The 25951-nt window shown below is 59.8% G+C and carries 34 protein-coding genes; 15 read left to right on the top strand and 19 right to left on the bottom strand.

Annotation, left to right across the window (positions count from 1 at the left end; all coding sequences use genetic code 11):
• Positions 1-176: 176 nt before the first annotated feature.
• The 4 genes from ssb to AAIL68_RS06575 form a co-directional block, all read right to left on the bottom strand.
• Positions 177-647: a single-stranded DNA-binding protein gene (gene ssb / locus AAIL68_RS06560; protein ID WP_347138832.1), complete on the bottom strand. Its 471-nt coding sequence runs from the start codon at positions 645-647 to the stop codon at positions 177-179.
• A 79-nt stretch (positions 648-726) separates the two neighbouring features.
• Positions 727-1077: a hypothetical protein gene (locus AAIL68_RS06565; RefSeq protein WP_347138833.1), complete on the bottom strand. Its 351-nt coding sequence runs from the start codon at positions 1075-1077 to the stop codon at positions 727-729.
• An 11-nt stretch (positions 1078-1088) separates the two neighbouring features.
• Entirely contained in the window at positions 1089-1472 is a 384-nt protein-coding gene (locus tag AAIL68_RS06570; RefSeq protein WP_347138834.1) for a hypothetical protein, read from the bottom strand.
• 64 nt (positions 1473-1536) lie between these two features.
• Positions 1537-2406, bottom strand: a complete 870-nt coding sequence (locus tag AAIL68_RS06575) for a zincin-like metallopeptidase domain-containing protein (RefSeq protein WP_347138835.1) — start codon at positions 2404-2406, stop codon at positions 1537-1539.
• A gap of 97 nt (positions 2407-2503) precedes the next feature.
• Between AAIL68_RS06575 and AAIL68_RS06580 the strand changes: the two genes are divergently transcribed.
• Entirely contained in the window at positions 2504-3241 is a 738-nt protein-coding gene (locus AAIL68_RS06580) for a BglII/BstYI family type II restriction endonuclease (RefSeq protein ID WP_347138837.1), read from the top strand.
• Here AAIL68_RS06580 and AAIL68_RS06585 read toward each other — a convergent pair whose 3' ends face one another.
• The 4 genes from AAIL68_RS06585 to AAIL68_RS06600 all read right to left on the bottom strand — a co-directional run bounded on the left by AAIL68_RS06585 (position 3242) and on the right by AAIL68_RS06600 (position 6069).
• Positions 3242-3739: a type II toxin-antitoxin system VapC family toxin gene (locus tag AAIL68_RS06585; protein ID WP_347138839.1), complete on the bottom strand. Its 498-nt coding sequence runs from the start codon at positions 3737-3739 to the stop codon at positions 3242-3244.
• The gene (locus AAIL68_RS06590) at positions 3736-4827 is read right to left on the bottom strand and encodes a hypothetical protein (RefSeq protein WP_347138841.1); all 1092 of its coding nucleotides are present in this window, start codon (positions 4825-4827) and stop codon (positions 3736-3738) included. Before AAIL68_RS06590 ends, AAIL68_RS06585 begins: the two co-directional genes overlap by 4 nt.
• A 78-nt stretch (positions 4828-4905) precedes the next feature.
• Complete coding sequence (locus tag AAIL68_RS06595) at positions 4906-5589, bottom strand: MT-A70 family methyltransferase (protein ID WP_347138843.1); 684 nt, start codon at positions 5587-5589, stop codon at positions 4906-4908.
• Positions 5590-5727: 138 nt separating this feature from the next.
• Positions 5728-6069 (bottom strand): hypothetical protein, encoded by a 342-nt coding sequence (locus AAIL68_RS06600; protein ID WP_347138844.1) that lies wholly within the window; start codon positions 6067-6069, stop codon positions 5728-5730.
• 83 nt (positions 6070-6152) lie between these two features.
• On the opposite strand from AAIL68_RS06600, the gene AAIL68_RS06605 reads away from it, so the two are divergent.
• Entirely contained in the window at positions 6153-6527 is a 375-nt protein-coding gene (locus tag AAIL68_RS06605; RefSeq protein ID WP_347138846.1) for a hypothetical protein, read from the top strand.
• Complete coding sequence (locus AAIL68_RS06610) at positions 6527-7093, top strand: DUF6680 family protein (RefSeq protein ID WP_347138848.1); 567 nt, start codon at positions 6527-6529, stop codon at positions 7091-7093. The genes AAIL68_RS06605 and AAIL68_RS06610 overlap by 1 nt, the downstream gene beginning before the upstream one ends.
• A gap of 32 nt (positions 7094-7125) precedes the next feature.
• Here AAIL68_RS06610 and AAIL68_RS06615 read toward each other — a convergent pair whose 3' ends face one another.
• A complete protein-coding gene (locus tag AAIL68_RS06615) occupies positions 7126-7929 on the bottom strand; it encodes a recombinase RecT (RefSeq protein WP_347138850.1) in 804 nt (267 codons plus the stop codon).
• A 60-nt stretch (positions 7930-7989) separates the two neighbouring features.
• Entirely contained in the window at positions 7990-8967 is a 978-nt protein-coding gene (locus AAIL68_RS06620; protein WP_347138852.1) for a YqaJ viral recombinase family protein, read from the bottom strand.
• A gap of 255 nt (positions 8968-9222) precedes the next feature.
• On the opposite strand from AAIL68_RS06620, the gene AAIL68_RS06625 reads away from it, so the two are divergent.
• The 5 genes from AAIL68_RS06625 (at position 9223) to AAIL68_RS06645 (ending at position 12616) form a co-directional block, all read left to right on the top strand.
• Complete coding sequence (locus tag AAIL68_RS06625; protein ID WP_347138854.1) at positions 9223-9783, top strand: hypothetical protein; 561 nt, start codon at positions 9223-9225, stop codon at positions 9781-9783.
• 123 nt (positions 9784-9906) lie between these two features.
• Positions 9907-11268: a DEAD/DEAH box helicase family protein gene (locus tag AAIL68_RS06630; protein WP_347138908.1), complete on the top strand. Its 1362-nt coding sequence runs from the start codon at positions 9907-9909 to the stop codon at positions 11266-11268.
• On the top strand, positions 11268-11597 hold the full coding sequence (locus AAIL68_RS06635; protein WP_347138855.1) for a hypothetical protein: 330 nt from the start codon (positions 11268-11270) through the stop codon (positions 11595-11597). Before AAIL68_RS06630 ends, AAIL68_RS06635 begins: the two co-directional genes overlap by 1 nt.
• Before the next feature lie 128 nt (positions 11598-11725).
• Positions 11726-12130 (top strand): hypothetical protein, encoded by a 405-nt coding sequence (locus AAIL68_RS06640; protein ID WP_347138856.1) that lies wholly within the window; start codon positions 11726-11728, stop codon positions 12128-12130.
• Positions 12131-12616 (top strand): hypothetical protein, encoded by a 486-nt coding sequence (locus tag AAIL68_RS06645; protein ID WP_347138858.1) that lies wholly within the window; start codon positions 12131-12133, stop codon positions 12614-12616.
• Between the two features lie 163 nt (positions 12617-12779).
• Here the strand turns inward: AAIL68_RS06645 and AAIL68_RS06650 are convergent, their stop codons facing one another.
• The 5 genes from AAIL68_RS06650 to AAIL68_RS06670 form a co-directional block, all read right to left on the bottom strand.
• Positions 12780-12983 (bottom strand): hypothetical protein, encoded by a 204-nt coding sequence (locus AAIL68_RS06650; RefSeq protein ID WP_347138860.1) that lies wholly within the window; start codon positions 12981-12983, stop codon positions 12780-12782.
• Complete coding sequence (locus tag AAIL68_RS06655) at positions 12980-13312, bottom strand: hypothetical protein (protein WP_347138861.1); 333 nt, start codon at positions 13310-13312, stop codon at positions 12980-12982. The genes AAIL68_RS06650 and AAIL68_RS06655 overlap by 4 nt, the downstream gene beginning before the upstream one ends.
• 248 nt (positions 13313-13560) lie before the next feature.
• Positions 13561-13782, bottom strand: coding sequence for a hypothetical protein (locus AAIL68_RS06660; protein ID WP_347138863.1), 222 nt, complete (start codon positions 13780-13782; stop codon positions 13561-13563).
• A 109-nt stretch (positions 13783-13891) separates the two neighbouring features.
• On the bottom strand, positions 13892-14296 hold the full coding sequence (locus tag AAIL68_RS06665; RefSeq protein ID WP_347138865.1) for a hypothetical protein: 405 nt from the start codon (positions 14294-14296) through the stop codon (positions 13892-13894).
• A 198-nt stretch (positions 14297-14494) separates the two neighbouring features.
• A complete protein-coding gene (locus AAIL68_RS06670) occupies positions 14495-15061 on the bottom strand; it encodes a hypothetical protein (protein ID WP_347138866.1) in 567 nt (188 codons plus the stop codon).
• A 271-nt stretch (positions 15062-15332) separates the two neighbouring features.
• Here AAIL68_RS06670 and AAIL68_RS06675 point away from each other — a divergent pair, with 271 nt between their 5' ends.
• Positions 15333-15959: a hypothetical protein gene (locus AAIL68_RS06675; RefSeq protein ID WP_347138868.1), complete on the top strand. Its 627-nt coding sequence runs from the start codon at positions 15333-15335 to the stop codon at positions 15957-15959.
• 57 nt (positions 15960-16016) lie between these two features.
• Here AAIL68_RS06675 and AAIL68_RS06680 read toward each other — a convergent pair whose 3' ends face one another.
• The 4 genes from AAIL68_RS06680 to AAIL68_RS06695 form a co-directional block, all read right to left on the bottom strand.
• On the bottom strand, positions 16017-16583 hold the full coding sequence (locus AAIL68_RS06680; RefSeq protein ID WP_347138870.1) for a 2OG-Fe(II) oxygenase: 567 nt from the start codon (positions 16581-16583) through the stop codon (positions 16017-16019).
• Positions 16584-16590: 7 nt separating this feature from the next.
• Positions 16591-16818: a hypothetical protein gene (locus AAIL68_RS06685; RefSeq protein WP_347138871.1), complete on the bottom strand. Its 228-nt coding sequence runs from the start codon at positions 16816-16818 to the stop codon at positions 16591-16593.
• Between the two features lie 134 nt (positions 16819-16952).
• Positions 16953-19214 carry a phage/plasmid primase, P4 family gene (locus tag AAIL68_RS06690; RefSeq protein ID WP_347138873.1) on the bottom strand — a complete coding sequence of 754 codons (2262 nt, stop codon included), beginning with the start codon at positions 19212-19214 and terminating at the stop codon, positions 16953-16955.
• A gap of 58 nt (positions 19215-19272) precedes the next feature.
• Positions 19273-19560, bottom strand: coding sequence for a hypothetical protein (locus tag AAIL68_RS06695; protein ID WP_347138874.1), 288 nt, complete (start codon positions 19558-19560; stop codon positions 19273-19275).
• Between the two features lie 436 nt (positions 19561-19996).
• Here AAIL68_RS06695 and AAIL68_RS06700 point away from each other — a divergent pair, with 436 nt between their 5' ends.
• The 6 genes from AAIL68_RS06700 to AAIL68_RS06725 all read left to right on the top strand — a co-directional run bounded on the left by AAIL68_RS06700 (position 19997) and on the right by AAIL68_RS06725 (position 25949).
• Positions 19997-20179, top strand: coding sequence for a hypothetical protein (locus AAIL68_RS06700; RefSeq protein WP_347138875.1), 183 nt, complete (start codon positions 19997-19999; stop codon positions 20177-20179).
• 89 nt (positions 20180-20268) lie between these two features.
• A complete protein-coding gene (locus AAIL68_RS06705; RefSeq protein WP_347138877.1) occupies positions 20269-20673 on the top strand; it encodes a hypothetical protein in 405 nt (134 codons plus the stop codon).
• Between the two features lie 706 nt (positions 20674-21379).
• Complete coding sequence (locus AAIL68_RS06710) at positions 21380-21973, top strand: hypothetical protein (RefSeq protein ID WP_347138878.1); 594 nt, start codon at positions 21380-21382, stop codon at positions 21971-21973.
• Positions 21960-23996, top strand: a complete 2037-nt coding sequence (locus AAIL68_RS06715) for a terminase gpA endonuclease subunit (RefSeq protein WP_347138879.1) — start codon at positions 21960-21962, stop codon at positions 23994-23996. The genes AAIL68_RS06710 and AAIL68_RS06715 overlap by 14 nt, the downstream gene beginning before the upstream one ends.
• A 55-nt stretch (positions 23997-24051) precedes the next feature.
• Entirely contained in the window at positions 24052-24309 is a 258-nt protein-coding gene (locus AAIL68_RS06720; protein ID WP_347138880.1) for a hypothetical protein, read from the top strand.
• A complete protein-coding gene (locus AAIL68_RS06725; RefSeq protein WP_347138881.1) occupies positions 24309-25949 on the top strand; it encodes a phage portal protein in 1641 nt (546 codons plus the stop codon). The genes AAIL68_RS06720 and AAIL68_RS06725 overlap by 1 nt, the downstream gene beginning before the upstream one ends.
• Positions 25950-25951 lie beyond the last annotated feature (2 nt).

A 25951-nucleotide genomic window follows, 5' to 3' on the forward strand; every position in this document is an offset into this window, starting at 1 on the left:
CGCATCCTCCCCTCGGAGAGCACCCCAGAAAATCTTCCGGGATATACCGCCCGGACGGTGGCCTATCTCGATGGCCAATCGCGCTTTCACTGCTTGCCGCTAAACATGGAGACGGGGCGCGGCGTTCAGCAAGTGCGTGTGCCAGGCGCTGTTTCCCGGCTGGAAAGTGCCCCGTATTAGAAAGGTATCTCGTCGTCGTATGATGTGCCCGCCGCGCCCGTGGCAGCCTGTCGGCTGTTTGTATGTGGAGCCCCGGCGCCAGCGTCGCGGCGGACATCATCCGCCGGCGCGCCGCGGCGCCCGTCGAGCATTTCCAGCGTGCCGCTGAACGGACGGATCACCACCTCGGTGGAGTAGCGGTCATTGCCTGCCTGGTCCTGCCATTTGCGCGTCTCGAGCTTGCCTTCGATGAAGACCTTGCTGCCCTTTTTCAAGAAGCGCTCGACAACGCCGACCAAGCCTTCTGCGTGGATGGCAACGCTGTGCCATTCAGTGCGCTCTTTGCGTTCGCCGGTCTGTTTGTCTTTCCAGCTCTCCGACGTGGCGATGCGCAGGTTGGCGACCTTGCCGCCATTTTGAAAAGACCGGACTTCCGGGTCAGCGCCCAGGTTGCCGATGAGGATAACTTTATTGACGCTGCCAGCCATGATGCTCTCCGTTGGTGTTGATAAGAAGATGGTTCCGTTTTCGGCCACCTCCAAAAAATGAGGCGGCCAAAACGGACTTTTATCTGGTGAGCTCGTCCGACGCGTTGATGACCGCGCGCGTGCATCGCCCTGCCAGCGCGATCACAGGCTCCACAGTCCAAGCGCCGCGCTGGGCGCGCTGTGCGGCATGGTGGGTCTTCACCAAGTCCTTGCGGTCGAGCGTCGGCACCGCGTAGCCGTCGCGCACCATGCGGTATGCGACATCCTCACCGCTGCGGAAACGGACACGCCCGTCCTTGCCGTGCTGGCCGGCGCCATAGCGGGCTTCCAAGGCTTGCAGGTGGGCGATGGCACGGTCTTCAGACTCCCGTCGAACCTTGGGGTCGGACAGGAACGGCGCGCGGATGCCGGGAATGCTGTAAAAGTTCATAGCGGCCACCCTCAGCATTCGTCGGTGGGCACGTTGCTAGGCACGAAGTAAATCGGTGAAAAACCGAGCTTCGGGTCATACCCCCAGAGCACGTAGCCATGATAGATGCCGTCCCCCGCGCCCCGGCGCACATAGTCCGAAAACGGACGCTCACGGGTCATCTCCGCGTGCACCGACGCCAGGTTTGTGAGCCGGATCTGGTCCATCGGGCGTTTGTCCTTGTGGAGCAGCTTTCCACAGAATTTTCCCGATGCAATGGATGCAGGGGCGCGGACGGCTGGCACCGCGACCCGGGTGCCGTCGGATGCCTCGGCGTGGGCGGCCCCTGCAACGACCGACATGATGATGCCCATGCCGAGGGCCAATCCTAGTGTGAAAGATTGAAAGCGGTCCATGATGTCTCTCCGGGTTGTGTTGTTGATACCCGAGAAATAGAGAAAGACCGGCCCAATCCAAAACCTACGCGGCTATTTCCTGTTTATTTTCAGCCGCTTGAAAATGTAGCAGGAAATCCGCCGCTTTTGTCGCAGCACTGGCGGCGGAAAAGATGGCGCGGGAGTCGTTTTTCAGCACCTGCAGCCAGTTCGCCACATACTCGGCGTGGTCCAGGCGCGGCTGGTTAGACACGCCCAGGTCAGCGCAGAGGAAGGCCGCGCTCAACTCCGCCACGAGCTCTTCCATCGCGTATGCGGAATCCCCAAACCTTTTCCCGAACTCGCGCTCCAAGCGGGACTGATGGCCGGTCCAATGGGCGGCTTCGTGCAGCAGGACGGACTGGAACGCTGGCACCGACACGAAATCCCCAGGCGCTGGCATTTGGACATAATCGAGCCGGGGGTGGTAGTAAGCCTGACCGCCGCCAAAGCGGACATCAACGCCGGCCGCGGCGATGAGGCGCTCGGCCGCGCTGGGCTCGTGCGGCGCCGCAGGCTCGCCGTCGACTTCATATCCCTCCACCTGGGCGGCGTTGAAAGCCCAAGAGGTTTTGAGAACGAACCGCTTGCCGGCTTCTTCCTCGTCGCCCTCCTGTTCGCCTTTCGCCGGCAGGTCTTTCCAAAAGACCACCAACGATGCCTTGGCGCCCTTCTTAACCTTCGCGCCTTTGGTCTGCCACTGCTTGAACGTGCCCCACAGCGGCGACGAAAAGCCCTTATCCTGGGCCTCTCCCCAGAGCATCAAGACGTTGATGCCCCGATACACCCGGCCCGTGGCCACATTGACAGGCCGGCCGCACTGGGAGTGCCAGGGCATGCGATACCCTTTGCCGGTGGTTAGGCCGGACTCGATTGCAGCAACGATTTTCGCGGTGATGTCGTCATATGCAGACATAGCGTGCTCCTGTTCCTCATCAGGGGGAACAGGGGACCGCATAGGTTTGCCTTGGCCTGAATCAGCTTGTAGTCTCACGGATAAATCCGAGGGACTTATGTTTGAACGACTGAAGAACGCTGGCTTTGACATCGCCATCCGCAACCATGCCGGCGCCATCCTGACCGTCGATTACCCCGACATCGCACAGGAGCTAGAAGACATCCTGCTGGCGGTGAAAATACCTGCCGAAGAACTGATCGGATCGGGCGGTGGCGAGGCGCAATCAACCCAACGGCTGAAAAAAGCCCTCTACGGTGCAGGCTGGCCCAAGCATCACTTCAAGTTTCGCCTGATGGTGGATGGGGTGGAACGGGTGGCCGCGAGCCATGAGATCGACCATGTCCGGCGCGTTGAAGGGGGCGGCACCATCGCCCTGGAAATCGAATGGAACAACAAGGATCCCTTCTTCGACCGGGATCTGGAAAACTTTCAGCGTCTCCATGCCCAATCCGCCATCAGCGTGGGCGTGCTCATCACCCGCGGCGCCAGCCTCCAAGACGGTATGCTGGGGCTAGTGGAGCGGTGCATACAGAAGCACGGCTATATCGACGAAGCCGACATGGTCGCCAACATGAACATGAAAGACCGGACAGCCCGACAAAAGGAAGCCGTCCAGCGCCGCGTAGACGCCCAAGAGCCCTTCGCAAAGGCATTCGCCAAGCAGTTCGTCGCAGACAAGTTCGGCCAGGCCACGACACACTGGCGCAAGCTCGAGGACCGCATCAGCCGCGGTGTGGGCAACCCATGTCCGCTGCTACTGATCGGGCTGCCCATCGGAGTTATTGAAGAGTGATTAGGGACCTAGAAGATCGTCCAAATAGCCAGGCGCCTGAACCTCGGTAACTATAGGATCAGCAGTGCGTTGGCCGGCCATCAATTCTGCAGGTGGTTGAATTAGCGGAACGTCCGGAAAATAGGTTGCGTAGTCGCCAGGGTTGGTCGTCATCAGAGGAATCTGCTCACATTCCGCTATAGCGCCAATCATATAGTCTGGAAGAACGCCTTTCTTGACCTGTCCTTTATGCCGACGCTTATACTCCATCCACGCGCGCCCGGCACGAAAAAGTGCGTTATTGCTTGCCCTGATGCGGTCGATCCCAAAACGCATCAAGATAAGATCTAGATCGGCGGATGTCTCGAAAACTATTGACGCTTCGGAGTAAGCAATGTCTGCGATTGCGGTCGGTCCGTCTAGGCGCCGCTCTGCCATCTTTTCCATTGCCCACTCGTGGAATCTATGATTTCGCTCTGTCAGGGCGCTAATGATATTGGTGTCGAGAAGCGTTGTCATTTTGCCCTAGTCATCGTTAGCAGCTCCTCTATCGACATCGTGGGCTCGATGCCGTCTGCTTCTATAGCTGCCAGTGCCCAATTTGAGCGCTGTTTCACAAACTCAAGTGCATCGAAGTTTTCCAGTTCATCCGGTGTGATGACTTGAAACCCTGCCAGGTAGGCTAGTTGGCTACAGCAGGGTGGAATGCTTTTGAGTATGCGTGGATTTGTAGGATGAACAGCTCCTCTCGGACGATGGTCGTTTAGTCGGATCTGAACCTGCTCTGGCACCAACTCTTGCACCCTGCTTCTCACGACTTCGTCGTAGAAGCGCGATCGACCGCCAAGAGTAAAATAAAGATATACTAGCTTTTGAAGCGCCAAATCCTTTTCAAGTGTTCGTTCACCGGTCAGCTTGAAGAAATCGCTATTTACTAGGAGCGACTGATACTCGGACGACGAGGGCTTTTTCCCTCCAAGTCCGGCATCCTCTATTAGGCGATCGAGCGCGAGAAAAAGGCAATCTACCCACCACCGGGTGACCCTTCGATCCGAAAAATCCTCCACATGTCCGATATGAAGGAGGTAGTTCAGGTTGGTTGCGAGCTTCCTGGTAGTCTCTGCCTTATATCTTGGATCTGCCGCTACATATCGTTCAATGTCATCGGCAGTGACTTTCACCACATCCCAATCAAGATCTTTTGCTATGCGGTTAACAACGTATGCATTGGCCCACATTGCTGGGCGACGTTGATAATCCTTCGAGCCCTTCCAGCGCCCGACATAGCTGAAAAGAAAAGCAAAGAGAGCTACCCGGTCAAATGCCAAGCTGTGGTCCCAGCACAGCGCCTGAAAAACCAGTTCGTCGATTACAATAATATCTTCACCGTCAACCACTCGGTTGAACAAGAAGAAGTTCATTGGGATGTAGTCTGGCCGTCCTGACGTGGCGATTCTTTCTCGGAACAGAGCGCGGGGGACATCCTCCAACGTATCCGCGAAACCAGCACGAATCACAGAATGCAACTCCGACAATCCAGCACCGCCACCCCAAGAAAAGTTCTTGGTGAAGCTCCCGGGGTGCCAGACCTCATCCCGTTCGGCCACGATGCCTCCAACAAAAAAGAACGGCCGGGTTTCCCCGGCCGTTCGATAGTAGCATAATAGTCGGAACCGAAATCAAGCTTATTCAGCCGCCGTCACGCTGCTGTTGTAAGCATATGTGGGCCACGACGGCTTGTAGTCGTCATCTGCTTGGTTGCCCCAGACGGTCCATCCAGGCCGCTTGCCGCGCCCGAACAGCTCTAGGAATGGCCCCCACGAACACGACTCGATGATGTCATACTGCTCGTCTGGCTTCCGGCTATGCTCACGCTTCCGGGTCTTCAAGAGGTCTCCGTCCGGCTCGACCTTTTCGGGCAGCCCAGGCTCCTCCGCCTCAATGTAGTTAACCTGGCGCCGGCCTGGGGCCAAGGTCCGAATGTCCTTCCCGCGCACGCCAAACAGGAGGATCTCGGTCACGTTCCGGAAGTAGAAGCCGACGCCGCGGCCGTCTGGGCCACCATCTTTGCGGATTTTCTCCCACACGATGTGGCTTTTATATTCGAAGCCCCAAGCCTTCATCACCTGCAGACCGTCAGGCAGCAGTGCGTTGGGCACCCATAAGTAGCAGTGCGCGCGCTTCTCGAGGTGCCTTGCAACGGGTAAGGCGCAGATTTCATCCAGCTCCATCGTTGGGTAGCGCGCCAGCCGCTTGTGCTCCGGCGCGATCTTTCCGGTGCGATTCTGGAATCGCCAGGGCGGGTCAGCCATGACCGTCGCAAACCGATCATCGCCAAGGAATTTTTGGAGGTCAGCGGCTGCGGACATGCTCGGACTCTTTCTCTATTCGTTCTGTTGTGCCCGTTTCGAGCAGTTATTTCAAATCGAAATGTGGGGATCGGCGGGGCGCCGCATACATCATGCAGCAGGAATGCGACACCCAGGGCGGCCACATCGCCTGTTTTCTCATCGCGGGGAAACAGGAACAGGGGTGGGCCGGAAACCCAGCGCCTTGTCTGTGGCTTCGACCAGGGTTGCGCCGGCAACCCAGATCAGCGCCGGCGGGCGGATGTGCGGTCGGTGCGTCGCAAACACGCCCACAGCATCGGCTTCATAAAGCGCCCTGTGCAGCGTGGCCGGGGCAGGCGGCGGGGCGAGGAAAACCACCGACCAGCCGAAATATACGATATCTTCGCGGTGGTATCGCAGCGACACCATACAATCGTTGCACTGGTCGAGGATCTCGGCCGCGCGGCGGGCGTCAGGGTCGATTTCGTCAAACACGACAAGAAGGTTGTAAGTGGGCATGCGGTCCTCCGGTTTCACGAGAAAACCGGAGGAACAGCGAAAGCAGCGTGGCACCGGTCCGCTGACGCTTGCTAGGCGAACCGATGGCTCTCATCATACCCAACCAGAAGGTCGGTAGGGATTCGCATATGCAAGGCTTCTACGCGTTATATTACACAGGCGTTGCCGGTTTCGGGCATGCGGTGATTGTTATGAAGGATGGAACTATAGTCGGTGCCGATGCCACCGGCGGAACCTACGACGGCACCTATGAGGCGGTGGGCGACAATATCGACATCCGAGTAGATCTTACTGTTCCAGCTGGAGGAACCCTGGTTACCGGCCAATCACTGGCGCAATCTATGACGCAGTCAATTACCGCGACCCTTCCAATGCACTTCGGCAATGGTCAGCCTGTCGCTGTCAGGACGCCCATGGGTCCGGTGAATGTGATTTTCAAAAAGTTGAGGGATGCCTGATGAGCGAGGCGATGCTGGTAGGTATCGTCGCGGCTGCGGCCGCCATAGCAGGTCCACTACTTGCTGTTTGGATCACTCGGAGGTCCGACGAACGAAAGGACGTTGTAGGTCGGCGCATGGACATCTTCCGAACACTTATGCGCACCAGAAAGATGCCGATCCACTACGACCATGTTGGGGCTCTCAACCTAATCGAGATAGAATTCGCGCACGATGAAAAGGTCATTGCGGCGTGGAAAGACTACTTTAGGAAGCTGAACGAACACCTCACACCTGACACCTCCCAGCATATTTTCGATGAGGTCATCAAACAGCGGCAACGGCTTCTTACGAAGCTGATCTCCGAGATCGCGCAAGTTCTAAACTTCAAGGTCGAGCAACTGGACATCCTGGACGGAAGCTACATCCCGCAGGGATGGAGCGACGAAGACACCGAACAGCGCATTGTGCGCAACTCCCTTATCGAAGTGCTGGGTGGCCGTCGTCCCATCCTCTTTCAACCTTATAGCCCTACGGCAGGAAACGGGCCCTACCCTCCTGCACCCCAAATCGACGATCAGCAATAAGAATTCCCCGGCCGCCGGCCGGGGCGCTTGCTTCACAGGCTCTCGCCAAGGGCGTCCAGCGCAGCCGCACCGCCGGCGCGCGGCGCTGGGGTGACGTCGCGCATACCCTGGTGCTGCGGGGCATGGTCGACCGTGTCGCCGCCTTCATCGTCACCGCCGGGCACGGAGATGGGCCAGAGTTTCGACGCACGCCGGATGCAGGTCTTCTTCGCCATCTCTTCGGGGTTTTCGTTCCAGACCTCGGCGCCCTTGCCGCCGCGCTTGTAGGCGTCCGAGTAGCGGTTGCGCACCTTCTCGACCTCTGCGCGGGTCATAAAAGTGAGCGTCTTGGCGCCGCTGGCGTAGTGGGTGATGACATAGACGGCCACCCACTCGCCGCGCTTGGCCGGGTCAAACTCGGGCTCAACGGAGATGTCGGGGTTGGTGCCTTTCACGACCCGGAACCTATCCCCGGCATAGATGACATCGGCCTCAACCGCGAGGCCGGCACGCGACGCCAGGGCGATGTAGCCCTTGTAGCCCACTTGGAGCACGGCCTGGCCGCCACGCGGGACTAGGTATGCCTGGCCCAAGGCTGGGTGCAGTTCGAGGCCGGCGGCCGCCGCGTTCATCAGGGCGGTGTAGATGGACGCGCGATTGCACTTCTCGACCAGATACTGGGCTTCCGGACGGGACAGGGCGGCCAGCGCGGCGCGCTTGAAGCGCTCGGCGGAGATGCCGGTGCCGTCCAGCGACGCGGCGATCTTGGGGGCGAATGCCTGGCTGTCCAGCATGGCGCTGATAGCCTGGATCGGGGACGGGGTGCGCTCTTCGGCGACCTGGACTTGTGCGTTCATGTTTTCCTCCTGTTGAATGAACGTCGGCGGGGTGCGGGGCCGGCAGGCCCCGCGAGGTTGTTAGGCGGCCAAGGCGTCAAGCGCTGGCGCGGCGGTGAGGCGCAGGCTGCGGCGCCCGTTCTTATCGGCCTTCCAACTGGCCTTTGAACCGTCCGGCAGGACGGCGAGCTCGGTTTCCCGCAGCACATCCATCACCTCTGCCTTGGCGGCCTCCTCGATGGCTGCTGCTGCTTTCTTTTCCTCGGCAGCAGCACAGGCGCGGTCGATAGCATCCATCATCCGGGCGTGCTGCTCCGCCGGCACAGCGGCGCGCGGGTCGGGCCGGACATACAGCCGCTTGATGGTTTCCGCGTCGCGCTCGTAGTCTGCCGTCGGCTCGCGGCCAAAATCGACATCTAGCCAGAATTGGGCGATCCGATCGCGGATCTTCCCAATGATGGTTTCGTTCCGCATACGCACGATACGGTGCATCTGGTTGCCGGCGACCAGCACGATGATGACTGCCCAGGGTGCGCCGGACAGCATCATCTGGTGCTGCACCTGGAGCTCGATGGCCGGCGGGGCAACGATGTCGTCGGGGTTGTCGGCGTTCCACTTGCGGTCGGTATAGCCAGCCTTGAAAGAGCCATTGAAGCCCAGGTAGTCGACCGTCTTGATCTCCAACGGGATGCGGCCCTCGAAGGCGCCAGGGGCATCATCCCAGGCAGTGATTTCCCAGTCGAAGCTGGAGCCGGTGCGGGCCTTTGGGTCTTCCAAATAGTCTTTGAGCGGCTTGGCTTTGAAGCCGAACTTTTCGCACGCCCAGGCGGCGATACCGGCTTCGAGGAACCGACCGGCAGCGGCCCGGTCGTTATCTTTGAAGCCGTCTTCGATGAGGCCCTTTTTCAGCGCGTAGAGTTCGAGCGGCGTCATGTAAGGCGACAGCCCGAACAGTGCCCCGACCTCGCTCGAGTTGATGTTGCGGGCACGGGTGGCGAGCCACTTCGCGCGGTTCTTTTCGTGCGCGAGGCCGCGGCGGGTTTTGACGGTCTGGGCCATGTCTTCCTCCTGTTGATGGCTTGTCAGCCCACTGTTCCGCGGGCCTATAAGAGAGATTGTTCGATTTTGGCGGGACGGAAATTATTTCGGCGTTGCGACCCATATTTTTTCCCCACGCCGATATTTATTTCTGGGTCGCACGACCAACTGCGGTATTGCGCCTTTTCGTCCGAAAAATGTTATCCGATCGGTTTGCCCGTATCTGCGTTGCGACCCATATTTATCGAGAAGCAAGAAAACCCCAGGGAGGGAACCATGCTCGGAAAATATGTCGAACTGATCGCGCGAAACTCATCGTCCGTTAAAACTTCGGACACACCCATTGAAGTGTTGGGGCTCTATGTGTCCCCGGAAACCTGGGTGGAGGCACAAAACATCATGCTCGCGGAACTGTCCTCGAAGCGCGTTGGCTTGGCCCGCGTCGCTGCCCAGGAGGTCATCCGCACGATGCGCAGATACCCCGCGCTCATAGAATGTGCGGGGGATCTTCGCGAGCGTGCAGAGATGCTCGGTGGTGTGGCCCTGCACGGAAACGCAGACCCCCGTCCCCGCACGCTGTTCCACTCCTCCGGCGCCTCTGCAACTGGGAGTCGCCAAGATTTGGTCGCGCTCACAGGCCTCCACTACGAACGCGTGCGGGACCTGCTCACCGGTCGCCGTCGCTATGCCTCGGGCTGGGCCCTGTCTGCCAAGGAAGCGCGCAAAGGGCCCGCCACTCCCGGACGGAAAAACAAAGCCTACGCTCCACCGCCCACGCCGGCGATAGAGGCACCGGAGCCAGAGTTTTTCCAAGAAAGCGGCGCCACCTTTTTCTGAAGCCCGCCTCTTGGACCTATCTGATCCCCGCCCTCAACCGGCGGGGATTTTTCTTTGCAGCACCTAAACCTTACCACCGCGCTCGGCTCCCTCTGGGCCCACCAATCGGACGACTTGGACGCATTGCGGCAAGCAATGCGCAGTGGGGCGCTGCGGATCCTCTTCGAAGCCAGCGTAGGCTACGGCAAATCTATTATCATCCAGCTGCTGGCCATTGCCTACTCCCAAGCGGGAAAGCGGGTGTGGGTGCTGTCGAACCGCTCGGCCGTGGTGGACCAGCTCTCGAAGCGCGCTGCCCATCTCCCCGGCGTCGTCGTTATGACTGTCCAAGCGGCAGACAAGCGCCGCATCGAACTGGCCGCCAAACCGGCCGATCTAATATTGATAGATGAGGCCCACATGGGCGGCAGCGCGGTGCAATACGGCCGCGTGATGGACTGCGCCCCCAATGCCAAGGTGGTGGCTTTCACCGGCACGCCCAGACCCGAGACCTTCCAAACCTTCCCCTGTCACATAAAAGCCCGTGGCGCCCGCTGGCTCACCGAGAAGGGATTCCTGGCACCACTGCGGTATGTGTGCCCCGACCCCCTGGATCTGTCTCGCGTAGCCAGCCGCCGCGGCGAATATGACGAAGCCCAGGTCATGGAGCTGCTGCAAGAGCGCCGTCTCTACGCCAACGCGCTGGAAACCTACCGAGCGCACGGCCATGGGGCCCCTACCCTGGGCTTTTGCGTCAACGTCCAGCATGCCACCGACACCGCCGATCGGTTCCGCAAGGCGGGCCACCCCTGCGAAGTCTTGACGGGGAAAGACCGGCCCGAAGATGTGAAACGGAAGATCGCGGCGCTGGCGGATGGAGGGTTGCTGTTTTCGGTCGACAAGGTGTCCGCCGGGTTCGACCTTCCGGTTCTGCGCGTATTGCTTTCCCTGCGCCCTACCAAGAGCGAGCAGCTGTGGGTCCAGCAACTGGGCCGTGCGGCCCGAGCCGCTGATGGCAAGCCGTATGGGCTGGTGCTTGACCATGTCGGCAACACGCTGCGCCTGGGCACCCTGACTGAAGAGCGCGACTGGCGCACCAGCGATGAAGCCAAGGCACAGCGCATCACCGAAGCAGGTGAATCCCTCACTGTCCGCCAGTGTGGTGAATGCATGGCTGTCTTCGAAACGGGGCCTGCGTGCTGCCCCTATTGTGGGGCCAACCTAGCGAAAGATACCCGGATCCCCCGCGCCGAGTCCGTGCGCCTCCGAGAGCTGGCCGAAGAGGAAATCGCCGCCCAGCGTCAGGCCGCACGGGAAGAACGCAAGCGGCTTGGCCAGACGATACCTCAACTCCGCGCTTGGCTGCCCTCCCGCACGCCGGGCGGCGCTCACCGCGCCGCCGTGGACACCATGCGCAAGCGCTTGGACCGCGCCCTGCGCGATGGGGATGGGGCATTGGAAGCCTTCTGCCGCGACCAGCTGCAGCGGTTCGGTGACGGTGTCTGATGGCGAACCGAGAGACCGACATCCACAACCGCATCCTGGTGGCCCTTACCCAGCGCTTCCACCCGGTCGGCATCTTCTGGCGCCAAAACGCCGGTCGCGTAAAGACAGACCGTGGCGCGTGGGTTGCGCTGGGCCCCCCGGGCATATCCGACATCGTGGGGGTGGTTCAGGGCCGGTCGGTCTTTGTCGAGGTCAAAACCGATAAGGGAACCCAGCGCACAGGCCAAGCAGCGTTCCAGAAAGCGGTGGAGCAGGCTGGAGGCATATACACCGTTGTCCGCTCTCCCGAAGAGGCTGTAGCTACATTGATGGAACATCTTCGACGTTGAACTTCGGAAATGGATTGTCCCCGCGCAATAACGAAAGGATTTATTGTGCGAATCATTATTTTATGAGCCAATGAGCCTGCGTCTTTTTGTTGGAGGAACTTTCAATGAGTCGACCGTCAGCCGCTAAAATGAAGGAAATGACCGATAGCATTATCGACGCTATCACGTCTGAGCCATTCCTAAAGAGAATGGAGGAAATACGAAAGCTTCCGATGGAGGAGCGCCTTATGAGGGCGCGCGATATTCTGTCCGTCGACGGCCTCCGAGAGGCGGGGGTGAGTATGCCTGAAGGCATGCGCATCTCCAGCCGCTACTTCGAAGAAGATCTGGGTGTTTTAGAGTTTGGCAACGTTGATGAATTTGAAGCTCCCGAAGCTAATAGCACTGACCCGAAAATTACTTTGAAGGATGGAAGTTCTATCAAAGTTGCACCTTTCCCTGGAATTGCTTGTTATAGTGAGGGGCCGGTTGTGATGGGCACTTGTGGGGGCGCTGGGGCAGGTACCGTCTGCGGATGTGGCGGGAGCTGCTGAATGACAAAACCGACAGTAGAAGACCTGCGCAGTGCCTTTAAGGAAGCTTATGCTGATCTGATAAGTTTCGTCTCGACGCCTAACTTTCAAGCGCTTCTGGACGATATGGATGCTTTGCCGGTTAGCGGCAAAGTGGCCTTTGTCAAGGAGGTGTTGCTAGACAAAGGAGAGCTTCATAGGCGCGGCATAGATGTTCCAGAAGACATCCTGATACAGCGTTCAGCATTCGGGGATCGCAGGCCTACGCTTTTCTGCGTGAAGAAATATCTTCCTGACGAGTATCACGTGTATTGGGAAAATGCGAACCTGACTTTCGATGCAACACCAGCCTATGATGTTTCAAGAGATCCGGAAGTCTGCTGGCGACCGCCGATACGACCAGATGTTCAGTCCGAAGTGATTGCTCTAGGAAAAGATCTGGAATCCGTTGCAGAGGAGAACCTAGTGCCTGCAGAATATATGGGACGCACTGCAGGACATTTCTAGCAACGGCGGTCATGCACACAGGACCATTCGACCGTCCTCAACTTCATAGTGGTCCCGCCACAATAGACCAAGGGTGCTAATACTCTTCGAAGCGTCACCTATCCATCTGCCTGTCCATAGCGAGGACAGGCAGATGGGTCAAAAGACCGGCCGCTCCAAAGTTTCAGGCGCTGGGACGGGCGTATTCACCGGGCTTGCGCCACCACCTGTATGGCCAGCTCCGGAGGCCCAGTGCGATACCAGCCAGACGGCGAACATCGGGGTTATCGTCGCAGTGTTTCAGGGCGATCAGTTCCTGCGTGCCCCTGACCTGGCCGAAGGCGGTTGCGGCCAGGATTTCGTGCTTGGACGGCGCCGCGCGGTTCATTTGCGTAGCTCCGTGCGGCGCTGCAACTCCCGCGTCAGCGCTTCTTGCTGTGCTACCGCGCGCCTGGCCACTGGCATATTGCCCTCTTCAAGGGCCAGCAGCGCCACCTTATTGGCCGCAGCCAGGGCGGCCCATACCTGCCTGTCTGACATCCGCGCCAACACAGCGGCGGTGCCAAGCCGGCCGGCGGACACTCCGTCGAGCCCCACCATCTCGGCCGGCGTGGGTTCATCTGAGCGGGGGCCGGGGGCGCCAGCCCCCGGGGCGGTGTCATCGGTCAAATCGACTGGCACGTCGAACTCGCGGTCGAACATGTTTGCGTCGTGCATCACACGGGCCCTCCCAAGCGATACCCCTTCTCGAGGTGCAACTCGCGCGCCACCGCAACGACCGTCGCCTCGCGCTCCGGGTTTTCACCCACCCATGCTTTCCTCTGCGCCTGGGTGTCAAAACCAACGACCTGGCGAGTGGCGTGGTTGGCTGCGTAGAAAGTTCGGCTCGACATTGTTTCTCTCCTATGCAGGGCTCTCCGGCCCTCTGGCTTGGTGCTTGCCCCTATGGGGAGTGATGGTAATGTTTACCGCAGCGCCTCGGAGCGGAGGGCTTCACGGCGGGCTACCAGGCCGGCATCTTCCAGGAACTTGTCGACCGTCCCAACGCCCAGGTCATCGGCTTCCCGGTCGGAAAGGTGGGCGTTTGCCGGGTCGTTGGCGATCGCCTCGACGGCGGCGTCATAAAGGTCCTCGAACTCGCGATGGTTTGCTGCGCTCTCGAACTGTGAGCGGGAAACGTGTGCCATGGTTTTTCCTCCTCGATGGCATACCAGCCCCATTGGCTGGCACACCTGAACCCCGGCCCCAGTGCGAGGCTGGCCCGGGGATGGCGCCCGCAGGGGCTATGTGGGGTAGTTAGGCGGCCCTGTGGCGCACAGACTTGGCATGCAGACAGGCCCGGCGGGCGAGGCGGGCATGGGCAGACAACTCCACCACGTCCAAGTCCTGTTCATCGGCGGCAGCCAGAATCGCGGCGTCCAGTCCAGCCTCGAACGCCGCCTCGATGTCAGGATGGTAGATATTGCCCCGTTGGCGCATCATAACCAGTGCCGAAAACCCATAGACTTTCCGGACTTCGCCCATGCGATTGCATAAACCGTTGTTGTAGTAGTCGTAGTAGATGTTGCGGGTGCACCGAAACTTCTCGAGTGCCTTGTTCTTCTCTGGTTGACTGACACCGCCCACCGACGGGATCAGTTCCCCCAGTTTGCCAGCCGTGGCATTGTAGCGGCCGTTGTTGTTCCAGTATGTGGCGTCCATGGCTTTCTCTCCCCGTTGATGGTGGGCTTCCCTGCCCACACCATAGATATGCGTCCCGCAAATACGGCGCGCAAAAAATCGGCGTGTTATTTTTCCGACAAAATGCACCACCGGTAAAATAACCCAACAAAACCGGCTAAAACTTTTTAGCGGCTGTAGTGAAAAAATGTGCGTGGGATTTGTGTGTGGCGATGGATATCAACCGGTTTGGTTGATTATGCCGGCGATGATTTCGGTCGCCTGGCAGGCTGGAATAGTGATGTGCCAAACGTCATTACGTTCTTCGACTGCTAAACCGTCCCGCTCATACTCTATTCCGCAAAATGAGACGCCCTCTTCAAAGCCTGCGCCCCGCAGCATGGATTGCAGTTTCAGGCGGCGATCGCGGGCCTCGAGTTCGCTCGAGCATGCCGCGCGCAAAGCACTCAACGCTGCGGGAATCTGCTTGGCAACCAAACCACGACTGTTGATGAATCTGTCGTGTCCTGTCTTGCGCCACGGATACAAGATTTCTCCCTGCAAGCGAACGCCGAGCCCGCCGCGGCGGTGGTATGTGTGAAATCGCACAAAAGCCCTCCTGCCGGCGTCGTCATACTCAAACCAAATTTGGGCGCGGCTTGCGCTAACTGCGTCCCCACGCACTCGAGACAGGCTCATCCCCTCGGCGGCTGCCCGCGCCAGGAACGTTTCGATGACGGGCTTCATGTCGCGCGCAAAGGCAAGCTTGGCGTGAGAGGTGGTGAGGGCGGTGGTATCGATGTTCATGGTCGGTCTTTCCTGGTTTTGCTCGCCAGAACCGCTCTGGCCCCCACCACATGCGCCAATCCAGACCCACGGCAAGTCAAGAAACCTCCAAAAAATTGCCTTGGAGCCATCTTTTCGCATCCGGGCTATCTACCCCTTGACCCACCCCGAACAGGGGACCACCTGGCTAAAATTTTGGGTTCTGTGGGGGTCTCTCTTCCGGCAGCGCTTTGTGACCAATCAGGAGGCTGTGCTATACCCACGGCATTGATGGTCTGCATTGGGGTATGCATTGGGCTGGCTGGTCGATTGGTGGAAGGCGGCGCATTTTTCGAGGGGCGTGGTGATGGCGTTTGCGTTCCTGGGCGCCGCGCCGAACATCCTAGAGCACTACTCTCCTCTCGACCTGGCCGCTGTGGTTCATGCTGTCATCGTGGGGTGGAACCAGGTGGCGGGCGGCATCGCAGGCTTTCTCGAAAACCTGCTAGACCTGCCGGACATCCACCCGGATCTGGTTACCGCCCTCATGCTCGCGTTAGCCATCGGTCCAGCCTGGTCGTGGTCTATCCTGCAAAGGGAATGGGGACAGCACAAAGGGGCGGTTCAGAACACAGCGTTCGGTGTGCGGGTCGTGATTGCCCTTCTTGAAACCCTCCCGTTCAGCCTGTTTGCAATCGCTATGCCAGTTGGCACCTTCTTGTGGTGGGTCGCCTTTGTCCCGCTCATCCTTGCCCTTGCAACGGCCCTGGCGCGCCTCCCAGCCTACCGCCACGGGTTTCTGTTCGCGCTAGGCGTCCTGGCTGCGATGGAGAGCGTGTATCTGCTCAGCACGGAACGCGTCCAAGCGGCGTTCGATGGCTTCGTGTGCCAGCACGAGGAGGCAGCGGCGCCACGGTGTGAGCCCGAAGTATTGAAGTGAAACGGCCTCCCCCAATTTGGGAGAGGCCAAAGACTCGGCACACAGCGTCTATCGACCCTAGTGTCCTTTATCCCTTTCCACCTCACCAAACCAAACGATCGAATATCTCTCACCGGATTTGATTGGCATCACACCGTGTAGATACTCTGCCAGGAAAAGAACTAGGGATCCTTCTTCTGGTCGCAGAGAAATATCGAAGGTTGGAAAATAGATTTCCCCACCGACATACTCGGAATTTAGATAATAAACCCCTGTATAGACTCTGGGTGTATTGAAGAAGTCGGTATCTGTATGGGGACGGATGTGGCAATCCTTGACATACTTTGACACCACATACGGTGAGGCCCTTACGTTCTCGATCCCAAAGAGCTGGTTTCCTTGAGTAGCAGCCTCTTCAATACGAAGGTGTTCCTCGGTCTTTGACTGCAACGGCTTTCTATTAACCAGCACATCTCGGATCTCTTTGATTTCGGCAGTCTCTATCAACTTGTCGTCTTTATAGCGACCAGCGTGTGCCGCTGACCAATCATTCCAAGAATGGACCTCGTTTAAGATCTCACTGTTTTTGACTGGATCTATAAAGTTGGGATGATAGAAAATACCAGGAGCGAGTCTCTGAAACATCGCTCTCTCAACAGTTCGTGCCACCGGGAAGAGTAACCTGATTTAGATTGTCAGCCAACTCTTCTGGCAAGGCTATAACGAAACCGCCATTTAAACCGTTGTCTATGTTTATCCCCTGCGCAGATAAGGAGGTGTGTATAGCGTCGTTGAGCGCCTCCATTGAACCAGGTTTGCTTTTCAGCTTCGCTCGGATGGCTGCAATTTCGCCTTTACGTTCATTTTCGGACAAAGCCATAACGATTCTCCCTCTGTAAAGGATTATAGAATAGCATCCTTTTCTTTATTTACTAATAAAAAAACCCCCTCCGAAGAGGGGGCAAGTCCAACAGGGAGGTAGTCAGGCCATAACCCGGGCCCAGCGGGAAGGTTTCACGCCACCTTCACGGCGACAGGGGTGCGGCCCAAGGGGCGATCGGGGGCGTGGATCCCGTCCTGCTTCTTGTCTGCATAGGTTTCGCCGGCGCTACTCAATGTGAGGCCGAAACGGACGATGTAGCTGCCCCGCTTTTCGGCTTTGAAGCCCTTCTCTTTGAGGATGTCGCCAAAGGCACGCATCGACACCGGGAAACCCACGGCGTTGAACTCACACCACTGCTTGTAGGCCTCATACAGCCGGCCAGCCTGGACCGACGCCCCTTTGTTGATCACGACGCACTGTTCCATGAAGGCGCCGGTGGCGTCGGTTTCAACCCGGTATTCGCCGCGGGCCTCGGACACGCACTCGGGCTCTTCGCCGAGGCCGTCTTTGTGCTCTTCCATCCCTTTATACCACTCCACCGCGCCCTGGATGGCCCAGTTGAGGATGCCCGGCATCTCCGCCAGGAGGCGGGTGCGCAGCATCGGGTCCTTTGGCTTCGACACACCTTTTACGAAGTCTTCGTGGGACGGGTGCTCGTAGTGGTTGGTGAAGAGGATATTCACAACCCGGCGCCAGATGGCCTTATCCTGGCTGTGGATGCGAGGGCGGAAGTTGGTATCGAACACCAACTTGCAGACCGGCCGAAACTCAAAGGCCCGCTCGAACTTAAAGGAGGCCGTCTGGGTGCCTTCACCCGACATGTCCTTCATCCGGCCTTCGTCCAGCGCATCGTCGGCGTCGCCTTCAGAGGCGTGGGCATACCGGGCGCCCCGCAGGCCTGCGAGGATGTCGTCGGTGCCGCTGGACTTCGAGCGCGGCCCGCGTTGCTTCATCAGGTAGTCTTTGGGCAAAGTTCTGGCGTAATCGCCCAACAACTGTTCAATGACATAGGTCATCACGCCCTTGCCGTTGGATCCCTGTCCGGTGAGGAACAGGAACTTCTGCTCACTGGTCTCCCCGGTCAAAATGTAGCCGATCCAGCGCTGGATGTATCGGATGAGCTTCTGGTTGCCGTTGAACACATCGTTCAAGAAGGCAATCCAGTTGGGGCACTTGGCGGCCGCATCAAACACCACCCCAGCCTGCTTCGACATGAAGGCCGATGGGTCAGACGGCAGCAGCACACCGGACCGCAGATCAACCATCCCGTTCTTGACGCCGAGGATGTGGGGAAGGGCGTCAAGCTTGTCCGCATCGATCTGCATATACGTGCGGCTTTGCTTGACCATAGCGGAGATGGCCTTCTGGTCCTGCGCACGGTTGGCCCACATCGACAGCTCTTCGAGCGAGAAGCGCACGTTCTGTGGGTCATCGACCATGCCACACCCGTCCTTGTCGCCCTCTCGCATAACCTTGGCCTCTGCGCGGGTCATAGGCAGGTATTTGAGAATGTCGGGTCGGTATTGGTGCAGGATGCGGGCAGTCTGGATGTCGTTGGCGATGCCGCGGGCGGCCTGATGGGCAGTGCGTTCAAGCGCGCCCTCTTTGCCATCTGCAACCCAGCGGTTGCCGGTCCAGGCCATCACACCTAGGCCTACCACGTCGAGGATGCGGTGGCCGTAGTGAACCAGGAGCCGATCGGTGTTGCCAAGGTCGGTGCGGCTGGCATTAAGCAAGCACCAGATGTCTGCGGCCGTTATGCGCTCTGCGGGGTCCGACTTCTTACGGGGCTCTTCGTCCTCGCCCTCAACCGTTTCCACGGCGGCCACGGCCTGCTCAATGACCGCGTTCCGGAGGTCTTTCCGGTCTGCAAGCGTCTTGGCTTGCTGCCGCCAGCGGCCCTTGTCTGCCTTTTCGGCAAAGCCTTCGGTCACCTTTTCCAACCGGTCGTCTGACAGGGCGGCCAGTGCGCGGTAGGTGTGGATTCCGGCGTTGGCAAAGGCCTTCGCGGTAGATGGCCCAATGCCGCCAATGTCGGTCAAGCGGTCGGGGCTCTCGACAACCACCTTGCCCATCGCGGCGGCCGCTTTCACAGCCTGGCCACGCCAATCCTGCGCCTTGGCCTTCTTGGCATAGCCTTTGCAGACAGCTTCCAGTTCGTCGTCGGTTGCCTTGGACAGGCGCACATAAGTGCAGAGGCCGGCCTGGGACAGTTTAGCCGCCACGGCGGCGCCGATGCCGTTGATGGTAGAAAGGTCATCCGAGGGGTGATCGGTATCGACCAGATCGGTGGCGTTGGCCTCGCGCTCGGCCTTCGCGGCGGCGCGGATTTCCGCTGCGACTTCCTCGAACTGTGCGACGGAGGCGCGGAGGGATTTGATGTAAGAATGCATGCTCGACTTCCTGTTGTTGGGCGGTCTTTCGTGCCGCTCGTTGTCGTTGTGGGTGGTTTCAGGCTTTGGTCAGGAACACGGCGCCCTTGTCGTTGCACTGGGCAACGACAGCAAAGGCGTAGGGCCGGACATTTGAAGGTAGGCTCGGGAGGTCATCTGTAGAAACGATGAACTGGCTTTTTCCGAGCTTCACCAAGCCGACGGTTGAACCCACCAAGGATTTTCCGATAACGGCGCGTGCCGCCGCTTGACGGTCGGCATAGCTGCCATTCGCACCGGCAAGGGCGATGATTGCGTTTGTCTGGCTTTTGGTGCCGAGATATTGGGGTTTGCGCAGGACCTTCATGGCTGCCTCCTCTTGTTGCGTGAGGAGGAGATGGGTCGATCCAAGCGATGTTGTTGAAGATTTTTAAAAAAAGTTACAAACCGCTGATTTCATTGGAAACCTAGCCAAGACAGAAGACAATGAAGACCTTTGTGCAACCTTCCCTATAGCGAGGGCATAAAATTAACTTTGAAGACCATATGATATTTACTCCCCAGGCGCGTGAGGAATGATTATCATAGTGTCTCCAAAGTTAAAAACGCACACCTTCTATAGGAAGGGTTGCAAAAAGGTCTTGTTCGTCTTGTCGATTTGAGGAAATTGCCAGCATTAACTGGCATATTTTCCTTTTCGATTGTCTTGATGGTCTTGGGTGCGCCATCACCAAATTGATTTTGGTGTGCATATGGATAGGAACGGACCCACCTTCCCTTCTGCAAAGGGAAAAGGATCCGACATGTCCGCACTTGCCATCGCCTCGCTGCTGATCACCGGCGCCGCCACAGTCTACGGCTTGGCGCTGCTCATCTTCGTGCCCATCCGCTGGGCCATCCGTCGCCGTGCCCACCGCCTCGAATACGAACAGCTGCTCCGCGAGCACGGCGTGTATCGCAGCCGGCCGAAAGACTGGGTGCGTTGAAAGAAAGACCGGCCGGCGTTTTGGATCCACCTTTGTTTTCCCTAGCTCCCTACCAAGGGACAAACAGGGAGGGCACACAGATGCCACAAATGACACAAGAAGACGTTTCGAAGATCCAAAGCCTCGTGGACCGCGGATTGCTGCCCAGAGGGCAACTGTTGTCTGCACAAGCAGAGCTCGAGTCTGTGCGCAAGGCCGCAGCCCAAGCCGACACCATCGACGTCGCCAAGGTGCTGGATGATGCGCAGAGCAAGGCCATCGCGGCGTTCGAAAGCGACATTGCGTTCAATGACCCAACCATTGAGTATCTTGCTGATTGCGCCCGCGCCCTCCGCTCGGTCGTGGAAGACATTGATGCCGCCCGCCGGCTGGTTGTGCCCCAGGCGGGCAAAACGCCCATCTGCCTCAACCTCGGCGATGAGATTGATGTCTGCTGGGGTGGCGGAGCCGACAAGCTGGGCCTGCTGCGTGCTCGGTCGAGTTCTTTCGAATGAACCCCATCACCCTCGAGCACGCCATCTTGGCCTTCTGCCATGCCGCCGCCCTACCGCGCTCTCATGTGAGCGCGGTCATTGTGGGCAACCGTGTGGCGCTGTGGGTGAAGGGCAACCCCGTGGCCATATGGCCTGCCCACGCGGCCTCGGCAGGTGGAGCGGCCCTCTATGCTTAACGCCATCTGCCGCCTCCTCAACATCCCCCACCCCCGTCGCACACCCAGGGGGGTGGTCAGGGGCGCCAAACACAACACGGGCGACCTGGATCACCTCGGCGAGTGGGTATCGCCGCGCCTGCCCACGCTCCTAGACACCCAGCCCACCCCTCTACCCGACACCCTGCCCCGCCCTGCCCCAGACACCCACAGGACCTGATCCATGCCGCTCCCCACCAACACCGTGCTGACCCTTGAGGAGGCCCGCCAGGCCTGCCTCCGGCTGGCGTTCTGGCTGGGCTCAGGCATCGACACGCGCACACTTTGCCAACTCGATGAAATCATTGAGGATTTGGTTCTGGAGGCAGCGCTGCACCCCCGGCCAGGCGGCCGGCCCCGGTCGGCAGGGGACCCTGGAGGACCCCTGTGAAGGGTAGCAGGGGGGGCGAGGGTCGATCGGTGCCTACTTACGAAGAAATTGAAACGCGGTTTCGCTTCGCTTTGGCGCCGGCGAACGCACATTTCACCCAACAAACATAGGAAACCTGGCGGTGACTGCAAAAAATAAAAGCGAAATCGGATCTGAAACCGATACATCCGCCCCCCTTCTCTTGTGGGGCGCTCCGCAACTGGCGGGGCTGCTGGGCGTGACGCCTCGGACCCTCCAGAACATGGCTGAAAGAGGGCTTGCCGTGCGTGCCGCGCGCGGCAAATACGATGTGCTGGCGACTGTCCGGCTGGTGCTTGATGACCTGCGTGCCGGCACCACTGAAGAGGGACTTGATGCCAAAGCTCGCTGGGAGGAGGAGCGCGCGCGCCTGACAAAGGCCCGTGCCGATAAGGCCGAGTTGGAACTGGCTATCCTTCGCGGCGATGCGGTCCTGATGCCAGATGTGGAGACCCTGATCACAGAGGAATACGGCTCGCTTCGCCTCGGTCTTTCCCAGTTGTCGGGGTCTGTGGCCCGAAAACTGGCCGAGGAAGACAAGCCGGCGGTGTGCCAAGACATCGTGGCGCGCGCCATCGAGGGCGCCCTCAAGAACCTCACTGCGGACCGACCCGGCGGCAAGCGGCCCCGCACCCGGCACCTGCCTGGGGCTGATGGGCTGGCCGATGATGAGGAGATTATCAATGCTGTCGACTGACCCGCGCACCCTTGCTCGGGCAGGTCGGCGTATGTTCGACATCCGGGCTCTGGCACTGGCGCCGCGCGAGCGCCTAACGCTGTCCCAGTGGGCCGACCGCTACGCCAAACTGTCGGTTGAAACGTCCTCGGAGCCGGGCGATTGGCTGACTTTCGGCCCACAGCGTGAGCCGATGGACTGCATGACGGACCCGCGCTATCGGCGAGTGGTGATGCGGAAAGGGGTTCGCATCGGCTTCACGAAGGCGCTCCTGTGGTTGAGCGCCTACCATATCCACTGGGATCCGGCGCCCATCTTGTTCTTCCAGCCGACCGATGACGCGGCCAAAGACTTCGACGAGTCCGAGATCCTGCCGATGATCCGGGATGTTGAAGAGGTCCGCCAGCTGTCAAATGTCGTGCTGGATGGCAAGGCGAAGGAGCAATGGCACACCCGTAAGTTCAAGAACGGCGCCATCCTGCGCCTGCGTGGCGCCAAGGCAGAGGGCAACTTCCGCCGTCTCACGACGCGTATCAACATCGGCGATGAAATCGACGACACCAACTGGGACGACAAGAGCGGCGACAAACTGGCCCGCTTGAAGAAGCGCGGCACGACGTTCTGGAACAGCAAGCTCATCCTCGGCGGCTCGCCGGTGTTGCCGGCCGAGCATGGCGGGCGAACCGATGCCGAGTTCCTGGATAGCGACCAACGCTACTACCATATCAAATGCCCGTGCTGCGGGCACGAGCAGCCCATGGTGTGGGGCGAGAAGGACGGCCCCGGCATCCACTGGGATGAAGGCCTGACGCGCGCTTGGTATCGGTGCGAGAAGGACTGTGAAATCGAGGAGCGGCACCGGATCCGGATGCTGGAAGGTGGCCGCTGGATTGCCCGCAATCCGACCCATCCCGACCCTGGCTTTCACTACCCGCAATACCTGTCCCAATTCGTGGGCTGGCTGGAAATGGCGCAGGAATGGAAGCGCGCCTTGGCTGGTGGTGCCAAGAAGGTCCAGGTGTTCAAGAACGAGGTGTTGGGTGAGCCGTTCCAGCCCGAGTTCTCTCCCACTTCCGAGGTCGATGACCTGCTGTCGTATGTGACAGACTACGGCGCAGAGATCCCTGACTGGGCCGAAGCCCTCACGATGGGCGTCGATGTGCAGCGTGGTGATACCACCGGCACCGCCTCATATATGGAGGCCGGTCTTTGGGCTTGGGGTCGCAACGGTCGATCGGCGCTTGTGGCGCACTGGGTGCTGGATGATTTCCCGCTGACAGACCCCAAGGGCCGCGCCTTCGACGAGCTCGAGGCGCTGGCTACACGCACCTGGACCTCTGCCTCGGGGCGGGTGTTCAGGGTCGAAGCCCTTTGTATCGACAGCCACGGCGGCTTTACGCAGAAGGTCTATGACTGGATTGGGCGTATGCGTCGCAAGGGCCGCAGGTTCTGGTTCGCCGTGCGCGGCCACAACGGAGCGGCGGGCACACGCCAGAAGACCATCTGGCCGGCACAGTCGGCCAAGAAGCGGCCCATCCTCTTCACCATCGACGTGTCCTTGGCAAAGGACGAAATCAACGAGCGACTGATAGGCGGGTTGGTCGAGTTCCCAGCGCAGACGCTGCCGGGCGGCGAGGTCATCAACGAGGCCTTCTTCAAGCGGTTGACCAGGGAAAAGCCGCTGCCGGTTCCAGGGCAGGCCGCGCCCCGATGGACCACGCCCTCCGACCAGGAGCCCTGGGACTGCTTCGTCTATGCGTTCGCCGCCACCCACGCCCTGATGTCGTTGGGTGGCACACGCTGGCGCCGGGCCTTCGGGACTGACGTGGTGGTGCGGCCTACGGCGGCGATGGCCCGGGTTGAGGATGTGGAGGATGTAGAGGAGGCCGAGGTGGTGGAGATGACGCCCGCGGGCCCAGAGCCGGAGCGCGATCCCGGCCGCATCTTCGTGCCCCGCAACCCCAACACCAGCGGCGCCCCCAAGCCCCCATCGCCGCCGGGCAGCCGTCCGCCTGGCACAGGTTTAATTCGAGTGCGCCGCTAACCGGCGCACAGTTTCACTGCCTCGGACCGATATCTCCCGCAAAGGAGATCCCCCGATGGCAATGTATGATGACAGCTTCTCGCTCGAAGACCTGCGTGCGATGCGTAAAAGCGTGCTGGAACAACGTGCCAAAGGCACTGCGTCCTGGTCCTACAACGGCGTGACCTACACCTATTCCAGCCCCGACCAGATGCTGAAAGTGGCGGACGAGCTGACCCGGGAAATCCGACACAGAATGGCTTCAGAACTGGGCTACCGGCCCGTGGATCTGTCTGGCCCCATCGTTCGCCGTCCCCTCTCGGAGCTCAAATAATGACCGCCCGCCGCACCACAAAGGCCGCCCCGGCGGCCGCCAAGTCCGCACTGCCGAAGGGCGCCGTCCGCCAGTCCGTGGCCCACGTCCCTGTCGTCATGGGTGGGTTCAACCTCGCCCAGGAAGCGCGGATGGACTACAACTTCTCCGAGGTCTTGAAAGACCGGAAAGACATACCGCGCGGAAGCGGCGAGGCGATCGTTTCGGCGCTGACTCGCAACCATCCCCAGATCAGCCGCATCGTCCGTGCCGCCGTCCGTATGAATGGCATTGCCGCGCGGCCTGGCGACCTGACCTCCACGATGGTCATCGGCAAGGGCATGACGCCTGTGTGCCGGGACGAAGACCTCATGCGCCTCTTCCGGCGCTGGGCAAAGCGGGCAGGCGCCGACGGGCTGGGTGATTTGCGCTTCGTTCAGGAGCAAGCCTGGCGCGAGTATTTCAACATGGGCGAGTGCTTCGGTTACCTGCGCCTGCGCAACGCGCACAAGGGCGTGCCGCTGCCTGTGGGCTTCCAGGTCCAAGTTCTTCCCACCGAAATGGTGCCTGTTGAGCTGCCCTTCCTTTCGAGCCAGACGGTCCGCGGCGGCCAGGTGTTCGATAACCGTGGCGAGGCCACCCATTACTACGTCTACAAGACGCACCCCGGCGACCGGTCGGACCTCATCGCTGCATCCAGTAAAGAGGTGGTCAAGGTATCCGCAAACGTCATCCTCCACGTCATGCGACAGCTCGAGCCCGGCGCCGTGCGCGGGGAAAGCGCGCTTATGCGGTCGCTTGTCGAGATCCATGACCTGAAGAAATTTATGGCGGCCGAACTGGTCCGCAAAGTCCTGTCCGCTAACATCGCGTATTGGGTCCAGATTCCGGACTTGACCGAAGAGGAAAAGGAGCGCCTCGCGGATGTTTTCTACGACCCCACTACGGGCAAGTATGTCGACTCCGAAAGCAACGAGGTAGAGCCGCCCAAAGGCCATACCGTCGATGTGCCCAAGGATGGGAGCGTGGTGACGCTGCCGCCCGGCGCCGAAATCAAACAGACTGCGCCGGCGGAGATGGGGAACAGCTTCGGGCCGTTCCTGCGCCAGGTCGGGCTGCAACTCGCGATGTCCCTGAATATTCCCTACGAATACCTCATGATGGACAAGGCAGGCCTGCAGGACCGGATTTACAAAGGCATTTCGCAGGAGTTCGAGCGCCAAGTCGATATGTGGCGCGCTGACTTTGCGGCAATGTTTCTGGTTCCGATCTGGAACACCTTCGTCAGGCTCGCTGTCGCAGAGGGCAAATGGACGCCGCCGAAGGGCACGACGCTGGATGACTGGCTGGACGTGGATTGGGTCGGCCAACCTTTCCCGAACCTCCACCGCGCGCAGGAGGTCGCTTCTTGGAAAGAGGAAGTGGATGCCGGGTTCTGCACCAAGTCCGACATCATCCGCCGCCAAGGGGATGACCCCGAACGCGTGCGGCGTGAGCGGCTGTCGGATCTGATCGCGGATATTGAGGCCGGTCTTTCCGATGTGCCGTTTGCGTGGTCCGACGAAGACATCAAGGAGCGCCTGGGCTGGTCGGCTGCCCGCATCGCCGCCCGCAAACCACCAGAGCCGGCGGCGCCCGCACCGCTGTTCGCCAAGCGCTAAAA

This window comes from Paracoccus sp. SSK6 (genome assembly GCF_039770665.1).
GTDB lineage: Bacteria > Pseudomonadota > Alphaproteobacteria > Rhodobacterales > Rhodobacteraceae > Paracoccus.

Bases quoted from the DNA above. Each gene is read 5' to 3' on its own strand.
- AAIL68_RS06620 (WP_347138852.1), bottom strand. From the start codon at position 8,967: ATGGCCCAGACCGTCAAAACCCGCCGCGGCCTCGCGCACGAAAAGAAC.
- AAIL68_RS06720 (WP_347138880.1), top strand. From the start codon at position 24,052: ATGGCAATGTATGATGACAGCTTCTCGCTCGAAGACCTGCGTGCGATG.
- ssb (WP_347138832.1), bottom strand. From the start codon at position 647: ATGGCTGGCAGCGTCAATAAAGTTATCCTCATCGGCAACCTGGGCGCT.
- AAIL68_RS06625 (WP_347138854.1), top strand. From the start codon at position 9,223: ATGCTCGGAAAATATGTCGAACTGATCGCGCGAAACTCATCGTCCGTT.
- AAIL68_RS06670 (WP_347138866.1), bottom strand. From the start codon at position 15,061: ATGAACATCGATACCACCGCCCTCACCACCTCTCACGCCAAGCTTGCC.
- AAIL68_RS06705 (WP_347138877.1), top strand. From the start codon at position 20,269: ATGACACAAGAAGACGTTTCGAAGATCCAAAGCCTCGTGGACCGCGGA.
- AAIL68_RS06570 (WP_347138834.1), bottom strand. From the start codon at position 1,472: ATGGACCGCTTTCAATCTTTCACACTAGGATTGGCCCTCGGCATGGGC.
- AAIL68_RS06665 (WP_347138865.1), bottom strand. From the start codon at position 14,296: ATGGACGCCACATACTGGAACAACAACGGCCGCTACAATGCCACGGCT.
- AAIL68_RS06700 (WP_347138875.1), top strand. From the start codon at position 19,997: ATGTCCGCACTTGCCATCGCCTCGCTGCTGATCACCGGCGCCGCCACA.
- AAIL68_RS06585 (WP_347138839.1), bottom strand. From the start codon at position 3,739: ATGACAACGCTTCTCGACACCAATATCATTAGCGCCCTGACAGAGCGA.
- AAIL68_RS06565 (WP_347138833.1), bottom strand. From the start codon at position 1,077: ATGAACTTTTACAGCATTCCCGGCATCCGCGCGCCGTTCCTGTCCGAC.
- AAIL68_RS06600 (WP_347138844.1), bottom strand. From the start codon at position 6,069: ATGCCCACTTACAACCTTCTTGTCGTGTTTGACGAAATCGACCCTGAC.
- AAIL68_RS06640 (WP_347138856.1), top strand. From the start codon at position 11,726: ATGAAGGAAATGACCGATAGCATTATCGACGCTATCACGTCTGAGCCA.
- AAIL68_RS06725 (WP_347138881.1), top strand. From the start codon at position 24,309: ATGACCGCCCGCCGCACCACAAAGGCCGCCCCGGCGGCCGCCAAGTCC.
- AAIL68_RS06695 (WP_347138874.1), bottom strand. From the start codon at position 19,560: ATGAAGGTCCTGCGCAAACCCCAATATCTCGGCACCAAAAGCCAGACA.
- AAIL68_RS06680 (WP_347138870.1), bottom strand. From the start codon at position 16,583: ATGTTTCAGAGACTCGCTCCTGGTATTTTCTATCATCCCAACTTTATA.
- AAIL68_RS06650 (WP_347138860.1), bottom strand. From the start codon at position 12,983: ATGAACCGCGCGGCGCCGTCCAAGCACGAAATCCTGGCCGCAACCGCC.
- AAIL68_RS06580 (WP_347138837.1), top strand. From the start codon at position 2,504: ATGTTTGAACGACTGAAGAACGCTGGCTTTGACATCGCCATCCGCAAC.
- AAIL68_RS06645 (WP_347138858.1), top strand. From the start codon at position 12,131: ATGACAAAACCGACAGTAGAAGACCTGCGCAGTGCCTTTAAGGAAGCT.
- AAIL68_RS06635 (WP_347138855.1), top strand. From the start codon at position 11,268: ATGGCGAACCGAGAGACCGACATCCACAACCGCATCCTGGTGGCCCTT.
- AAIL68_RS06610 (WP_347138848.1), top strand. From the start codon at position 6,527: ATGAGCGAGGCGATGCTGGTAGGTATCGTCGCGGCTGCGGCCGCCATA.
- AAIL68_RS06685 (WP_347138871.1), bottom strand. From the start codon at position 16,818: ATGGCTTTGTCCGAAAATGAACGTAAAGGCGAAATTGCAGCCATCCGA.
- AAIL68_RS06655 (WP_347138861.1), bottom strand. From the start codon at position 13,312: ATGCACGACGCAAACATGTTCGACCGCGAGTTCGACGTGCCAGTCGAT.
- AAIL68_RS06615 (WP_347138850.1), bottom strand. From the start codon at position 7,929: ATGAACGCACAAGTCCAGGTCGCCGAAGAGCGCACCCCGTCCCCGATC.
- AAIL68_RS06595 (WP_347138843.1), bottom strand. From the start codon at position 5,589: ATGTCCGCAGCCGCTGACCTCCAAAAATTCCTTGGCGATGATCGGTTT.
- AAIL68_RS06575 (WP_347138835.1), bottom strand. From the start codon at position 2,406: ATGTCTGCATATGACGACATCACCGCGAAAATCGTTGCTGCAATCGAG.
- AAIL68_RS06715 (WP_347138879.1), top strand. From the start codon at position 21,960: ATGCTGTCGACTGACCCGCGCACCCTTGCTCGGGCAGGTCGGCGTATG.
- AAIL68_RS06660 (WP_347138863.1), bottom strand. From the start codon at position 13,782: ATGGCACACGTTTCCCGCTCACAGTTCGAGAGCGCAGCAAACCATCGC.
- AAIL68_RS06605 (WP_347138846.1), top strand. From the start codon at position 6,153: ATGGCTCTCATCATACCCAACCAGAAGGTCGGTAGGGATTCGCATATG.
- AAIL68_RS06690 (WP_347138873.1), bottom strand. From the start codon at position 19,214: ATGCATTCTTACATCAAATCCCTCCGCGCCTCCGTCGCACAGTTCGAG.